The sequence below is a fragment of the Variovorax nivicola genome, assembly GCF_051216475.1.
Taxonomy (GTDB): domain Bacteria; phylum Pseudomonadota; class Gammaproteobacteria; order Burkholderiales; family Burkholderiaceae_C; genus Variovorax.
This window is the reverse complement of sequence record NZ_JBPJZK010000008.1, coordinates 38,855-53,386: the sequence shown is the minus strand read 5'-3', so window position 1 is coordinate 53,386 and position 14,532 is coordinate 38,855. Positions and strand designations below refer to the sequence as shown.

Annotated in this window: 15 protein-coding genes and 2 pseudogenes; 12 read left to right on the top strand and 5 right to left on the bottom strand. The window is 64.5% G+C overall.

Annotated features, from left to right (window positions below):
- Positions 1-75 precede the first annotated feature (75 nt).
- The 8 genes and pseudogenes from ACSFBF_RS27090 (at position 76) to ACSFBF_RS27055 (ending at position 6,355) form a co-directional block, all read left to right on the top strand.
- A complete protein-coding gene (locus ACSFBF_RS27090) occupies positions 76-516 on the top strand; it encodes a DUF2285 domain-containing protein (protein ID WP_435472403.1) in 441 nt (146 codons plus the stop codon).
- Positions 517-608: 92 nt separating this feature from the next.
- Positions 609-905 (top strand): helix-turn-helix transcriptional regulator, encoded by a 297-nt coding sequence (locus ACSFBF_RS27085; protein ID WP_435460602.1) that lies wholly within the window; start codon positions 609-611, stop codon positions 903-905.
- 27 nt (positions 906-932) lie between these two features.
- Positions 933-1,757 (top strand): annotated as a pseudogene (locus ACSFBF_RS27080) (replication initiator protein A); the annotation flags it as partial.
- A gap of 200 nt (positions 1,758-1,957) precedes the next feature.
- A complete protein-coding gene (gene parA, locus ACSFBF_RS27075) occupies positions 1,958-2,716 on the top strand; it encodes a ParA family partition ATPase (protein WP_435460601.1) in 759 nt (252 codons plus the stop codon).
- Complete coding sequence (locus ACSFBF_RS27070) at positions 2,713-2,976, top strand: chromosome partitioning protein ParB (RefSeq protein ID WP_435460600.1); 264 nt, start codon at positions 2,713-2,715, stop codon at positions 2,974-2,976. Before parA ends, ACSFBF_RS27070 begins: the two co-directional genes overlap by 4 nt.
- A pseudogene (locus ACSFBF_RS27065) lies at positions 2,973-3,503 on the top strand (DUF2840 domain-containing protein). Before ACSFBF_RS27070 ends, ACSFBF_RS27065 begins: the two are co-directional and overlap by 4 nt.
- Positions 3,500-4,033, top strand: a complete 534-nt coding sequence (locus ACSFBF_RS27060; protein ID WP_435460599.1) for a S26 family signal peptidase — start codon at positions 3,500-3,502, stop codon at positions 4,031-4,033. Before ACSFBF_RS27065 ends, ACSFBF_RS27060 begins: the two are co-directional and overlap by 4 nt.
- 375 nt (positions 4,034-4,408) lie before the next feature.
- Entirely contained in the window at positions 4,409-6,355 is a 1,947-nt protein-coding gene (locus tag ACSFBF_RS27055; protein WP_435460598.1) for a DUF3363 domain-containing protein, read from the top strand.
- Positions 6,356-6,530: 175 nt separating this feature from the next.
- Here ACSFBF_RS27055 and ACSFBF_RS27050 read toward each other — a convergent pair whose 3' ends face one another.
- Positions 6,531-7,559 carry an ABC transporter substrate-binding protein gene (locus tag ACSFBF_RS27050; RefSeq protein ID WP_435460597.1) on the bottom strand — a complete coding sequence of 343 codons (1,029 nt, stop codon included), beginning with the start codon at positions 7,557-7,559 and terminating at the stop codon, positions 6,531-6,533.
- Between the two features lie 73 nt (positions 7,560-7,632).
- Entirely contained in the window at positions 7,633-8,355 is a 723-nt protein-coding gene (locus tag ACSFBF_RS27045; RefSeq protein ID WP_435460596.1) for a GntR family transcriptional regulator, read from the bottom strand.
- Positions 8,356-8,463: 108 nt separating this feature from the next.
- On the opposite strand from ACSFBF_RS27045, the gene ACSFBF_RS27040 reads away from it, so the two are divergent.
- From ACSFBF_RS27040 to ACSFBF_RS27025, 4 genes are read left to right on the top strand one after another with little or no spacing between them, the layout of a single operon-like run.
- Positions 8,464-9,285: an ABC transporter ATP-binding protein gene (locus ACSFBF_RS27040; protein WP_435460595.1), complete on the top strand. Its 822-nt coding sequence runs from the start codon at positions 8,464-8,466 to the stop codon at positions 9,283-9,285.
- On the top strand, positions 9,282-10,058 hold the full coding sequence (locus ACSFBF_RS27035; RefSeq protein ID WP_435460594.1) for an ABC transporter permease: 777 nt from the start codon (positions 9,282-9,284) through the stop codon (positions 10,056-10,058). Before ACSFBF_RS27040 ends, ACSFBF_RS27035 begins: the two co-directional genes overlap by 4 nt.
- 36 nt (positions 10,059-10,094) lie before the next feature.
- Positions 10,095-10,517, top strand: a complete 423-nt coding sequence (locus ACSFBF_RS27030) for a cupin domain-containing protein (RefSeq protein ID WP_435460593.1) — start codon at positions 10,095-10,097, stop codon at positions 10,515-10,517.
- A complete protein-coding gene (locus tag ACSFBF_RS27025) occupies positions 10,411-11,166 on the top strand; it encodes a flavin reductase family protein (RefSeq protein ID WP_435460592.1) in 756 nt (251 codons plus the stop codon). The genes ACSFBF_RS27030 and ACSFBF_RS27025 overlap by 107 nt, the downstream gene beginning before the upstream one ends.
- 14 nt (positions 11,167-11,180) lie before the next feature.
- On the opposite strand, the gene ACSFBF_RS27020 is transcribed toward ACSFBF_RS27025, so the two are convergent.
- Genes ACSFBF_RS27020 through ACSFBF_RS27010 form a run of 3 tightly spaced genes read right to left on the bottom strand, consistent with a single transcriptional unit; the run spans position 11,181 to position 14,526 of the window.
- A complete protein-coding gene (locus ACSFBF_RS27020; protein WP_435460591.1) occupies positions 11,181-12,167 on the bottom strand; it encodes a PDR/VanB family oxidoreductase in 987 nt (328 codons plus the stop codon).
- Positions 12,164-12,907, bottom strand: a complete 744-nt coding sequence (locus ACSFBF_RS27015) for a hypothetical protein (RefSeq protein WP_435460590.1) — start codon at positions 12,905-12,907, stop codon at positions 12,164-12,166. Before ACSFBF_RS27015 ends, ACSFBF_RS27020 begins: the two co-directional genes overlap by 4 nt.
- On the bottom strand, positions 12,904-14,526 hold the full coding sequence (locus tag ACSFBF_RS27010) for an ATP-dependent acyl-CoA ligase (RefSeq protein ID WP_435460589.1): 1,623 nt from the start codon (positions 14,524-14,526) through the stop codon (positions 12,904-12,906). Before ACSFBF_RS27010 ends, ACSFBF_RS27015 begins: the two co-directional genes overlap by 4 nt.
- Positions 14,527-14,532: the final 6 nt, after the last annotated feature.

Here is a 14,532-nt window from a genome sequence, read left to right as displayed (position 1 = left end):
GCGTCGACCCAACCGACCTTCGACCTCTGGCGCGTGCCAGGCCGCAAGCACTTGGCGCCCGGTGGTGTCGGCCTGATGCTGCTGACCGACGTATCCGCGCAGCGCATCCGCATGTCACTGGCCGATGACCTCGGCGACGGTGCGGCCTACACCTGCACCGTCCCGCTCGGCCCTGGCCTGCGCGGCCAATTGGATGTGTTCAACGCCCAGGCACGGGTACTTCGAGGTCACGCGCCGGCATCGGCGCATGCGCGGCCCGTCGGCCGGGCCGCGCTGCTGCATCTTCGCGCCCTGCAGGCGCTCGATGGCGCGCAGTCCGGGGCGTCGCACCGCGAGATTGCCCAGGCCCTGTTCGGTCTCGACGCCATGGGGCGCTGGCACGCCGATGGCGAGCTTCGCGCCCAGGTCCGGCACCTGTTGCGGCGTGCCGAGGCGTACATGCGCGGTGGCTACCTGGCGCTCGCGGGCATACGGCGCACCGCAGCCGATCGCCCCGGAGACGAACTGATGCACTGAATCTCTCCCTGCGCAGGAAGACATTTACTCCTGAGACTGCCTCCATCGGGCTGCGAATGGTTCGCGGCCCCGCGACAACGATGGAGGCTGTCATGGCAAGCGCCAGTTCCCGGTTTCCCGTCCGCGCTGCGGCGACTGCGCCGCAGCCCCTTTCAGCACCTGATGCGCCCGCCACCCCCGAGTTCCTGACCACCGACGAGGCCGGCGCCTTCCTGCGGCTGTCGCCGCGCACGCTCGAAAAGCACCGCGTGCTGGGCGGTGGTCCGCGCTTTCGGAAGTTCGGCGCGCGTGTGGTCTACGCGGTCGAGGATCTGCGGGCCTGGGCGAACAGCCGGGCCTATGAGATGACGTCCGATCCCGGCTACGTGCAGCGCGGCTCGGTCCGCTGATCGGCGCGCAGGGCAGGGAGCACCCCCATGTCGAAGCGTTCGAGCGAACGCGAACAGCTGTCGCTGTTCCGCGCGCTGCCGGCAGGCGACATGGCGCTGCGCGACGCGCAGGACCTGATGGCCTATCCGTTCTTCTCGCTGGCCAAATCGCCGCGCACGGTGCCGATCCGCTTCGAGGCCGGCGGCGTGTCGCTCACTGTCGAGGGCGTGCCGGAGCACGGCATCGCGACGATCTGGGATGCCGACGTCCTGATCTGGGCCGCGAGCCAGATCGTCCAAGCCAAGAAGGAAGGCATCGCGCCTTCGCGCCTGATGGTGGCCACGCCCTACGAGATCCTGCGCTTCACGCGGCGCGGGACCGGCCGCAGCGACTACCAGGCGCTGCGCGCCGCGCTCGACCGTCTGCAGTCCACCACCATCGCCACCACGCTGCGCCAGCGCGAGCGTCCGAACGGCGCCATGCGCGTGCACCGCTTCTCTTGGATCAACGAGTGGAAGGAGTACGTCCGGCCCGACGGGCGTTCCGACGGCATCGAGCTGATCCTGGCCGACTGGTTCTTCTCCGGCGTGATGGAGGAGACCCTGGTCCTCACGCTCGATCCCACCTACTTCCGGCTTTCCGGAGGCATCGAGCGCTGGCTGTACCGGCTGGTGCGCAAGCACGGCGGACGCCAGCCCGCGGGCTGGCGCTTCGAGATGCGCCACCTGTACCTGAAGTCCGGGAGCCTGCAGCGCTACCGCGACTTCGCCGCGCACGTGCGCCGCCTTGCCTTGCGCCAAGCGCTGCCGGGTTATGGCCTCGTCATCGAGCGCCGTGGCGGCAGCGAATGGCTGGCGTTTCGCCACTGCCCGGACGGCGTCGCAACACCTGACTTATCCACAGATTCTGTTGAAGAACCTGTGGATGGCGTGGGGATGGGCTCGGTGGATCACCGTCGGGCGACTCGGTGGATCACCGGCGCAACTGTCGGTGGATCACCGGCGCCAAACAGCCCGCAAGCCGCGCCCCGCAACGGTTTCGGGGCTCCCTAAACATCTAAAGGGATACATAAATGGAAGTCACGCGCGCGCGAGCCGAAGGTGCTCAAAGAATGGGCAGCGCCTCTTTCGAGGCAATCCAAGCAAGCCGGCCAGCCGGAAACCACTCGCCAGGCAGCGAGCCCCTCTCGGGCAAAGTGATCGCGCTGCTGAACCAGAAAGGCGGTGCAGGCAAGACGACGCTCGCCACGCATCTGGCCGGCGAGCTGGCGATGCAGGGTCGGCGCGTCACGCTGCTCGACGCCGATCCGCAGGGGTCGGCTCTGGACTGGGCGCAGCGTCGTCTCCAGAACGGCCAGGAGCGGCTTTACGGCGTCTTCGGGCTGGCGAGGGACTCGCTGCACCAGGAAGCGCCGCAGATCGCCTCGCAGGCCGACTACGTGGTCATCGATGGTCCGCCCCGGGTCGCGGCGCTTGCGCGCTCCGCGCTGCTGGCCGCCGACTTGGTGCTGATCCCGGTGCAGCCCAGCGCCTACGACGTGTGGGCCAGCCACGAGATGGTGCAGCTCGTCACCGAAGCGAGGGTGTTCCGGCCGCAACTGCGCGCGGCCTTTGTGATCAACCGGCGCGTGGTGGGGACGGTCATCGGGCGCGAGGCGCGTGGGGCGCTGGCCGATCAGCCGTTCGCTGCGCTGCGCGCCGAAGTCTCGCAGCGCATCGTGTTCGCCGACAGTGTCGCCGCCGGCCGGCTCGCCTGCGAAGCGGCGCCGACGTGCGCAGCCGCGCGCGAGATCGCCGCGCTGACGCAGGCCGTGCGGGAGATGCTGCGATGACGTCGCGCGCGACATCCACCGCGCAGAAGCGCGCGCCGATCGGCCGCAGGCCGGCTGCCGATGCTGCGTCGGCCTGGGTGCGGCGCGCCGACGAACCGACGACTGCACCCAAGGCGTCGATTTACACCGCGCGCCTGACCATTGATGTGACGCCCGCGCTGCGGGGGCGCATCAAGATCGTGGCGTTCAAGCGCAGTACCACGGCGGCCGAGATGCTGCGCGAAGTGCTGCAGCGCGAGTACCCGGAGGACACGCCATGACCGCACGGGTTTCGCATTTGACGCCGGCCATCGTGCAGACCTGGCCGCAGGCTGCATTGCCACAGCGGCCAGCGAACATGCAGGTTTCGCTCGCTTTCGTCCAGCAACGCGTGAACGTCTGGCTGCGCTTCGGTCGGCGCGATGCGCGAGACCATCCTCGACCGCTGGCGGCGCGTCGCGACCTTCGAGCCGGGCGCGATCTGCTGCCGCATCAAGTGGATCGGCAACGACCATGGCACGGCACTGTGGCAGCTCATGGTGCTGCAGGCGCCCTCGCTGTTCGAGGGCGCGCAGCGCGTTGCCGGCGTGCAACCGGGCGCGCGGATTTTGCTGCGCGCCGATGGCGAGGCGCAGGTCAAGGCGTGCTTGAAGTGATCGATGCCATCAAGGCGCTGGGCATCGATCCGTGCGCGGTGGCTGTCACGTACTGGCGCACGGTCGGCAACCGGTTGGCTGCACGCCAGCCGCTGCCGACGTACACCGCCGAAAGGCATGCGACGCATCTGGCGCGTGAGGCGCTGCGATGACGCCGCGCCTGCTCTTCGCCTGGATGGGCGTTGGCTTGGCTGCGCTGTACGCGCCAGCGGTCGCGCCGATGGCGACACGCGACCACGTGTTCGTGGTCTACAACCCGAGCGACAGCGTACCGCGCGGCTGGTACCGCATCGCGCGCATTGAAAGCGCAGCCTCACTGCGCGTTGGCAGCATCGTGCTGGCACGGCTTCCCGCCGGCGTGGCCGCCTTCGCGGCCCAGCGCGGCTACCTGCCGAGCGGCGTGCCGATCCTCAAGCGCATCGGCGCGCTCGCGCCGCAATCGGTGTGTGTCCGAAAGCAGCTTGTGCACATCGACGGCACCGTGGTGGCGAGCGTGCGAACGCATGATGGCGCGCTTCGTCCGCTGCAAGCCTGGGCGCAGTGCCGCGCCCTTGCTATGGGCGAGCTGTTCTTGATCGGCGACACGAATCCGACGTCGTTCGACAGTCGGTATTTCGGGCCCATTTCCGCGTCAGCCGTGCTCGGCGTCGCGCGGCCTTTGTGGATATGGAGTGCGCAATGAACTTCGTCGTATCCGGCGTCCGAGCATGCCGCCGGACTGCAGCCGGCCGCGCGTCCGCTCTGCACTCCATCGTGCAGAGAGTCCGCCGCCAGCGTGCAGCGCGAGCTGCACCGCCGCTGCCCCTCGGGCAGCGTTGCGCACCCCGTGCGCGGCTGGCGGTAGGTCGGAGCCGGGAGCGGATGCGGGAGGTGGAGACTGGGGGCCAGATAAAAGGGGCGGCACGCCGCCACCCGCGGAACCAATCTGCACGTGGGTTGGGCGCGGCACTGCACCAGTCGGTGTCGGTGCCGCGCCCATGCGCAATGCAGCATCGCCGCGGCATTGCGCGCGTGCCGCTTCCGATCCCTTGCGCCTGGTTGCGTTGGAGTGCTCGCCATGGCTTCGCGTAAGGAATCGGATGGCGAGCGCTTTCGCGTCCGGCCGGCGGCCCCGAAATCCCGCGTAGGACCTCGCCCAGAGCGCTTCGTGTCCCGGGTGCTCAAGGAAGTCTCAAAGGCCGGCGTCAAAGCTCCCGGCCAGCGGGCAGGGCGGCCCGCATCGACCTTCGGTCGGGGCCGCGTCGCAGCCGGCATGGCGGGCGCTCGCTTGAGCTCGCATGCCCGGCGCGTCGTCATCAAGGCGCGCTTCGTGGTGCTCCGGAAAGTCGGCGCGAACTCGGTATCCACGCACTTGCGCTACATCGAGCGCGATGGGGTGACACGCGACGGGCAGCGCGGCCAGGCCTACGGGCCCGAAACCGATACCGCAGACCTCAAGGCCTTCGAAGAACGCGGGCGAGACGACCGGCACCAGTTCCGCTTCATCGTCTCGGCGGAGGATGCGGTTGTCTTGCAAGATCTGAGCGGCTTCACGCGGCAACTGATGCAGCGCATGGCGGTAGATCTGGAAACGCCGCTGGACTGGGTGGCGGTCGATCACTGGGACACCGACAACCCGCATACCCACGTTGTGCTGAACGGCCGGACCGCCGGCAAGGAAGACCTCGTGATCGCGCCGGGCTACATCGCCCAGGGCATGCGCATGCGCGCTAGTGAGATCGCCACCGAGTGGCTGGGCCCGCGCACCGAGGTCGAGATCCGGCAAGGCTTGCAGCGCGAAGTCGAGCAACAACGGTTGACCGGCCTGGACCGGGCCTTGTTGTGCCGGGGTGTGGCGAATGTCGTGGACCTGACTGGCCGGCCCGAAGACCACCAACGCCATAACCTGCTGCGGACACGGCTGCAACGGCTCGAAGCCATGGCGCTGGCCGAGCGGATTGATGCCAACCGATGGCATCTGGCGCCGGACATGGCGTGCACATTGACCGCGATGGGTGAGCGCCAGGATGCGTTGGGCATCATGCGCCGGGCACTCAAGGGGCAGCAGCGCGAATACGTTCTGGATGGCGCGTCGACCGCTCCCGTCATTGGCCGCATCGCGGACAAGGGCCTGGTCGATGAACTGCACGATCGCGGCTATTTAGTGGTCGATGGCATCGATGGTCGGGCGCACTACCTGAAACTACAGGCCGACGCCGATCTGTCAGTGCTGCCGGTGGACGGTATCGTCGAAGCAAAGCCGCCGGGGCGAAAGCGGACCGTGGACCGCACCATCGCGGCAATCGCCAAGGACGGTATCTACGAGACTGCCGACCACCTGACCCGACTAGAACAGGCGGCAGATCGCGATCCGCAGGCTACGGTCGATGTCCACGTGCGCCGGCTCGAGGCGCTGCGCCGCGCTGGCATCGTGGTGCGCGTGGCTGATGGCGTCTGGCGGGTACCGCCGGACCTGGTGTGGAAGGCGCAGCAGCATGATGCGCAGAGAGGCACGGGCCTGACCATCGAATTGTGCTCGCATCTTCCCATCGACCAACAGGTGCGCGCCATCGGTGCGACCTGGTTGGACAGGCAATTGATCGAGGAGGGTAGCGAGTTGGCAGCGCGGGGCTTTGGCTCGCAGGTACGCGACTCGATGCGCGGCCGCGCGGACTTCTTGATTGAGCAGGGTTTGGCCGAGCGACCAAGTGTGCACGTGGTTCTCGCGCGAAACCTATTGTCCACCTTGCGTGACCGCGAATTGACGGCTGTGGGGAAGTCTCTACAAGACCAAACTGGCAAGACTTATCTGCCGATGCAGGATGGAGGGCGCGCCAGCGGCGTCTACCATCGTTCCGTCCAACTCGCCAGCGGTCGCTTCGCCATACTCGACGACGGCATGGGTTTCAGCCTGGTGCCTTGGCGGCCGGTGATCGAGCAGCGGCTGGGCCAGCAGATGGCGGCTATCGTGCGCGGCGGGTCCGTGACTTGGCAACTTGGGCGCCAGCAGGGCATATCCATTTGAGCCGCGCACCACGAAATTCGGGGCAACGGCTTAGACAGAGCGTGCTTGAAGAGACTTCGCCAAGAACGTGCCGATGTGAAACTGACCCGCAGCTGGGTCAATTTCGGCGCGAATCAACACGCGGGGCGCAAGCCATCGGCATCGCTACGACATGCAGCGAAACGGTGCGGTCCGATCACGGTTTGATGGGTGGCTGGGGCAGGAACCCGGCGACAAACATTTGATCCACCGTTGGTGGTGTCCCGGGAACGGTGACGTTCTGGCTGATGAACTCGACCGTGCGCGTCAGCTTCTCACGCGACAGCGTTCCGAAACCGCGCGCCTCGACGTCCGGCGTGATCGCAATGCGTCGAAGGATTTTCAACTCCTCAACGATGATTGCCGGATCCAGGGCCTTGAGGTACTGAGTCTGAATCTTCGCTGCTTCCTCGGGGTTGGCGAGAGCGTATTTCCATCCTCGGAGAGCCGCTTTGACAAAACCACGCACGGCGGCCGGATTCTTCTTCAGAAAATCCTCGCGTACGCCAATGCTGTTGGCATAGATGTCCAGGCCATGATCTGCCAGTAGCAGGCAGGTCGGCTGTGCACCGTTCGTCGCGGCGCGGCGGATCGATGGCTCTCCCATCAGGAACTGATCGATCGCCTGCACCTTGTTGCTGACGAGCATTGGCACGCGGGCCGAACCGTCGATGTTCACAATCTTAAGCGTCGATGGGTCGAGGTTGTTCAGCTTCATGAACGCACTGAAGATGCGCGGCATGAATGATGCGCTGCTGGAACCCATCTCCAGACCGACCATGCCTGCGGGCGACGTGACGTTCGCCCCTGGGTTCATGCTGAAGACGCAATAAGGCGCGCGTTGATAGATGCCCGCAACAATCCGAACGGAAGAGCCTCCACTGCCACTCGCGACGAGGCTGGGAATGTCGACGAATCCAAACTCGGTCAAGCCCGTCTCAATGTACCGAATCGCATCAGCTGTGCCCTTCGTGGGCAAGATCGAGACGTTGAGTTTCTCTTCCTTGAAGTATCCCTTGGACAAGGCCACGTACCACGGTGCATGCCGACCCAGCGGTATGAAATCGAGCGCAAATTTGACGTCCTCCTCATTGGGCGCGGCCTGCGCCGGCGCCGGAGTCAGCGCGGTAGAGGTAATGGCCAAGATGGCCAAAGCCGCTGATACAAGTTGAGCGGGCGACTTCATGATGCAGTTCCTTTTCTAGGGTGGGGGAAACCATACATAGAGTGGAATCTGCAGCCGCACCGAATGGCAGGGGTCAGAGATTCGACGCTTTTAAGATTCGGTTGTGCAGCGATGTCAGATGCGCGTGCATCGCTTTCCACGCACCTTCCGAATCGCGCTCGACGATTGCCTTGAGCACCGCTTCATGCTCCTGTTGGGTCACTTTGAGGCCGTCGGCGGGCATGATGCGAAGATGCCAGATCAGGTCAGAGCGCTCATGCAGAGGGCGCAACGTATCGGTCAGTATCTTGTTGCAGGCCGCGTCGGCTACGACGCCATGAAATGCTCTGTCAATGGCACTGAATGACTCCCTTTGACGCTGGTGCACCAGAGAGGCGGACTGTTTGAGGAGTCGCCGCAGTTCTGCGATCTGATCGTTGTGGATTCGCTGGGCCGCCAGCGCGACGATGTTTGGTTCGATGGCCAGGCGCGCCTCAATCAGGAGGAGGATGTCCTGCAACGAGTCCGAACGGATCACGAGACCCTTGCGCGGAATGACCTCGATCAACCCGTCAGCCTGAAGCTTATGAATGGCTTGGTGCACAGGCATGCGGCCAAGTCCTGTCATCTCACACAGTGCGGCCTCGTTCAGAAAGAGGCCCGGGCGCAACTCCATCGACAGGATGCTGTTCTTGATCTGGTCGTAGGCCCGTTGCGTGAGTGAGGGTGCCTTTGGCTCGGAGCGCTTAGGCGCGATCGGCGCGCGCGCCACTACCACTTTTGCTTGCGGTAAAGAGCTCATTGATAGACGTGCCATGTTTGGTAATATATCATGTGGTTTTAGAAACAAAAACCCGCTTGGTGGCCGCGGACTGCCGGAGGCGGCACTGCAATCCTACCTACAGCGGTCGACGGAAAAAATGAAATGACATTTGGAGTCATCAATGCCGCGCGCAAGGTGTTCCCTGCCGCAGAACTGGGGCCATCCGCGAAGGAAGATCTCGTCGCGCTCGAGGACGCGACCTTCTTCTTTGACGAGGGTGAACTGGTCACACTCCTCGGGCCGAGCGGCTGCGGCAAGACCACGCTGCTGCGCATCGTTGCTGGGCTAGTCGACCGGACCGGCGGCGAGGTGACCATCGGCGGCAGGGATGTTCAGGGTCCATATCCCGACTACGGGTTCGTATTTCAGGCGCCTGGGCTGATGCCCTGGCGCACGGTCCTGGACAACGTGCTCTTTCCCATGGAAGTCTTGCGGCGGCGAGACGCAAAAGCGGAGCGCCGTGCGCGCGACCTGCTTGGGATGGTGGGGTTGGACGGGTTCGAGGGCTCGCGCCCGCACCAGCTGTCGGGAGGCATGCAGCAGCGCGTTTCATTGTGTCGGGCGCTGATTCATCAGCCGAAGCTGCTATTAATGGATGAGCCTTTTGGCGCGCTCGACGAACTGACACGACTCGATATGAACGATCTGCTGCTCGATGTGCGCAGAGAGACCGGCGCGGCCGTGCTCTTCGTCACACACTCCATCTCCGAGGCCGTGTATCTCGCCGACAAGGTCCTGGTGTTCAGCCGGAGGCCGGCTCGCGTGGTTTGCCAGATCGAGCCTGCACTGGGCAACCCGCGCCACCGTAGCATGCGGTTCGAGACAGCCTTCACGCAAGCGGAGCGAGCGGCGGGAGAGGCGCTGGGCGTGATCCATCCGTCGGTGTCGGCGCAGCAACTCAGCGTCGAAGGAGGCGTGCAATGACGGGTCGTGCCGTGGCCGCGGGGGGGCGTCTTTCCTATCCGATCGCTGGAGTCATTCTGTTACTGGCCTTGTGGCAGCTGGTTTGCATGATTTGGGCGGTACCCACTGCGGTGTTGCCGACCCCGGTCAAGGTGGCGCACGCCTTTGCCGAGCACTGGCAAGCGATTGTGGAGGAAGGGTGGGTCACGCTCAAAGCGACGCTCTACGGCTTTGCACTTTCACTGGTGCTCGGCATTCCCCTGGCCGTGGCCGTCACCAGCTTCCGCTGGGTCAACCTGACGTTCTACCCGTTGCTCGTGGCCTTGCAGTCGGTGCCGAAGGTCGCTCTTGCGCCGATCTTGCTAGTCTGGCTGGGCACGGGGATGTCATCGAAGCTCGCCCTGGCCTGGTTGGTGGCCTTCTTTCCGGTTGTGGTGGACACGGCCGCGGGCTTGCAGTCGACGCCGAAGGAATTGCTCGAACTCGCGCGAAGTCTGCGTGCGTCGCGCTGGCAAGTGTTCCGGATGGTCCGGTTTCCTGCAGCGTTGCCATTCGTCATTACAGGCGCCAAGGTGGCCGTGACGCTGTCGCTCATCGGGGCAGTGATTGGAGAGTTCGTTGGCGCGGGCGAAGGGCTCGGATTCCTGCTGCTGAGCGCGACCTCGCAGATCAACACACCACTTGCATTCGCTGCGCTTTTCGGACTTTCTTTCATGGGGATGGCGGTGTACCTCTTGGTGGTGTTGGGCGAGCAGGTGCTTTCGGCCTGGTTGCCGCCTCCGTCGAGTCACTAGTGCCTCCCTTCGATCAACCTACCGAGGAAATATCCTATGTCGTCTACAACTACACTCGCTGAAGCCGCAGGCGGCGAGGCCCCCGATCTTGTCGAAATCCTCATCGCGACCCAGACCATGGAATGGCGTGAGAAGTCCCTCAAGGGCGTCTTTGAGAAAATGCTCTGGCGTGACGAAGCAACCGGTGCATCCATCGCACTGATCAAGTTCGCCAAGGGCACCAGCATTCCCAAGCCCCATAGCCACGCCTCCAACCAGTTCATGTACTGCCTGAGTGGCAAGTACGAATACACGGCGACCGGAGTTACGCTTTTGCCCGGCTCGTTCTATTGCAACCCGAAGGGGAAAGTGCATGGGCCCACCCTCGCGCACGAGGAGTCGGTGGTGGTCGAGATCTACGATGGTCCGCACTATCCGAAGGTGCCCGACTGGTACACGGATGCCCGCGACGCAACCTGACGCGCGTGAGGTGGCGAGCGGGCCGAGCCTTATGCATGCGATCGACCCGGAGAGCTTGTCAGGCGCAGAGATCTACAAGCTCATGACAGGCGCAGTGGTCCCGCGTCCGGTTGCTTGGGTCGGCACAAGGTCTCCCCAGGGCGTGATGAATCTGGCACCTTTCTCCTCCTTCACTTTTGTGTGCCACGATCCACCCATGCTCGCCATCGGGATCGATGCACGCCGCGCGGCATTCGACGGGCTCAAGGACACGGCACGCAACATCCTGGATACGGGGGAGTTTGTGGTCCACATGGCTGATCACAGTCTGCTCGCAGCGGTGCACGCGAGCGCGCAGGACGTTGGTGCCGACGTCAGCGAGGCCGCGTTGCTCGGCCTTGCGACAGTGGCGAGCGTTCGGATTGCGACGCCGCGTCTGGCGGCCGCGCCGGTGGCCATGGAGTGCGTGCTTCACCAGTGCATCGAACTGGGAAATCAACCCAACCGGTTGATGATCGGTCGGGTGTTGCAGTACCACGTGCGCGAATCGGTGCTGCAGGAGGGGCGCATTGATTCGGCCCTGTTGGACCCGATCTGCCGACTAGGCGGTTCCTGGTACGGCAGGCTGGGCGAAATTTTGCCTGCACCCCTTCTCGTGGGCTCTTCCTGAAACTGCCGCGCGCTTCAGAGGTCAAGCACCAGCCGTGGACCTTTTGCGCGGGATACGCAGATCTGCATGACCTTACCGCTGGCCTTCTCCGCCTCGGTGAGCACGTAATCACGGTGATCGATCTCGCCTTCGAGGACGGTGGCGGCGCAGATGCCGCATTCGCCGCGTTTGCAGTCGGCAAGCACGTCGCACCCGTTGTCGAGGAGGCAGTCCAGGATCGATTGATCGGAAGACACGGTGAGCGTCTTGCCGCTTTGCTTGAGCAAGACCTCGAAGGCGCGGTCACCCGTCTGAGCCTCGGGTGCGGAGAAGAGTTCGAACCGGATACGGTCGGACGGCCAGGCTCGGGATTGGGCCTCAGAGAGGATCGCGTCCAGCATGATCTTCGGACCGCAGACGTAGAGGACTTCACCCGCGTCGCAGCCATCAAGCAGTCGTGCAATGTCCAGCGGGGCATTGGCTTCTTCGTCGACGTGGAGCTCCAGCGAGTCCGCGAGCAGCGTACGGAGTTCGGGCACGAATGCCATGAGCTCTCGCATGCGGCCCGCGTACACCATGCGCGCCGCACGGTTCACGCGCTTGAGCTCGGTCGCCATGGAGGCAAGTGGCGTGACGCCGATGCCGCCGGCGACCAAAACGGCCGCTGCCTCGTGATCACGGAGGGGAAAGTCATTCTTGGGCGCCTGCACAGTAACGGAGTCGCCAGCCTTGAGCTGATGCATGTGCTTGGATCCGCCTCGGCCCACATCTTCTCGCCGCACCGCGATGGTGTAGTCGCGGGGAGCAAGCGTCGAGGAACCGGTCGGGTCGAAGCTGATGAGCGAGTAGTGACGCCAGTCGCTTAGGCCAACGCCGAGCTGCACCTGCACCTGGATGTGAGCCCCGGCGCTGAAACTTGGCAGGAGGCCGCCATCCGGCGCTTGAAGGACGATGCGACGAATGAGGGAGTTGAGTTCCTCGGTCGTGGCGACCAAGAGCTGGAGAGTCGAAGGATCGGTCATGGCAGGGTCGGCGCTGAGGGTCGGTAGGTCAATGTCTCGAAGGGAAAGTGCAGCGCGGCGCCTTCGAATGGGGGCAAGCGATGGAAATCCTGGCGCAGCAGGCCGCGCACCGGAGTTTGCATCGCGTGGCTCATGGCCTGCGCGCTGTCGAACACGGTCTTGTTGCGCTGAAGGCAGGGCCGCTCTGGCAGCGGTAGCCCGCACACCAGCGCGGCGGGGGTGTAGATTTCGATCGCGCGGATGCCAGGGAACTGGGAAAGCAGCAACGGGTGGCGGCGCATGTACGCCTCGTGCCACTTGTTGGGATTGGCAGCAGGGCCCGCGTACTCGACCCAGTAGCTCACGCTTTCGGCATGTGCGCTGCGAATGCCGGGCTCGGCGACCGGATAGTACCGTGCGAGCATGCCCTGTTGCGTGGCTTGGGCGCCTGCCAGGCTTGGCAGGAAATCCGGGTCGGCAAGGGGTGCGAGGTAGCCGCCTGGACCAAGATGCTGTTCCAGCACACACGGGTGGAAGAAGTCGAGTTGCACCACCAGCGAAGGCGACCCCTCGCGGTCCGGATAGAAAGGATCGTCTGCCGATGTCGGCAGCATCACGTGCGCTGCCTGTGTTCCTGGGCAGCCGTTCACCAGTGCGCGCAACGCGTTGCGTTCGTATGGAGCCAAAGGCAAAACCTGGTCGGCCACCCACACGCAGAACCAAGTCAGCGGTGCGTCCTTGGGGCGTTCAATGCCGGTCATGCGTTGCTCTGGCGACGAGGTTGGCTGGCGCCTGGACGTTCCCAAGTGGTCGCGGTCACTCCCGTGTCGCGCAACTTGAATTTCTGGACCTTGCCGTTTTCCGTGCGCGGCAAGTCGGTGACCACATCGAAGTAGCGTGGCACAGCGAAGTGGGGCAGGCGGCACTCGCAGTGCGTGACGAGCTTGGATAGCTCGATGCGGCTGGCCGCATGCAGAACGACCGAGACCATCACCTCGTCCTCGCCGAGCTCGGACTGCACTGGGAAAGCCGCAGCCTGGGCGATGTCGGGATGAGTGAGCAATGCTTGCTCCACCTCGTAGGAGGAGATGTTCTCGCCACGGCGGCGGATCGCATCCTTCATTCTGTCGACGAACCGGAAACTACCGTCGGTCTCGCGCACGACGCGGTCGCCGGTATGGAACCACAGGTTGCGCCACGCCTCCACGGTCTTGTCAGGCATGTTGAAATAGCCGCTCGCGAACGCGAAGGGCTCGTCCGCGCGCAACAGGAGCTCGCCTGCCTCCCCGAGCGGTACCTCCAGATCGAATGCATCGGCCACGCGGGCCTGGAAGCCTTCATTGAGCCACCCCATCGCTCCAAGCCCGGCCACGCCCGGCGGGGTCGAGATCACCACAGAGGTTTCGGTCGAGGCGTAGCCGTCGACGAGAAGTACGCCCGTGCGATTCTTGAAGTCCTCTGCCGTCGTGCCCGGGGCGCCTCCACCGAGGCCTATACGCACATTGTGAGACCGCTCGTCCTCGGAGATGGGTTGAGCCAGAAGCATGGGAATCATGGCGCCGAGCAGATAGATCACCGTCGCGCCGCAAGCCCGGGAGGTGGGCCAAAAGCCTGACGCGGAGAACTTCTCGTGAATGACGACCTGGCAACCCGTGATGCTCGCTTGCGCAAACGTGTTGAGGGCGTTGATATGGAACAGCGGAAGGGTGGTGCTGAGCACGTCACTGCCAGTGACGCCGAGCATGCGTACGCTATTGAAACCGAACATGTAGTAGTGTCCGTGAGAGCAGATGACGCCCTTGGCGGGACCGGTTGTCCCCGACGTATACAGAATCGCCAAGGTATCTGACGACTCCATGTCCTCGGCCGACACGGGGGGGCCGGCCACAGGGTAGGCCACGACACGGGCGCCGTTCACGTGTGATCGGTCTTGTGCGCCGCATGCGGGGCTCGGAATCACCCAGATCGTCTCGAGAGCGGTTTGCGAGAAATCGACATCTTCGAGTCGTTCGAGAAAAGCAGCCTCAATGACAAGCAGCTTCGCGCCGCTGTTCTCGACGTAGTACTGGATCTGAGGTCCCTTGGCCGCCGTGTTGATAGGTACCGCCACCGCGCCGATCCAGCCGCAACCGGTGAAGACCTCAATCGCCTCGATGCGATTGCCGCACATCGAGGCCACGCGATCGGACTTAGTGACGCCTGCGGCGTGAAGGGCAGCGCCGCGCGCGCCGGCGGCCCTAAGGGCGTCGGCGTGGGTCCAATGCTTCGATCCCATCGTCAGGAATCGGGCGTCAGGTTGCCGCGCGGCCTGACGTTGCAGCATCCGGGGCAACGTGCGGTTCTGGACGGATTGGGGCTGGAGTGGCAACAGGGACGTCATGGTGGG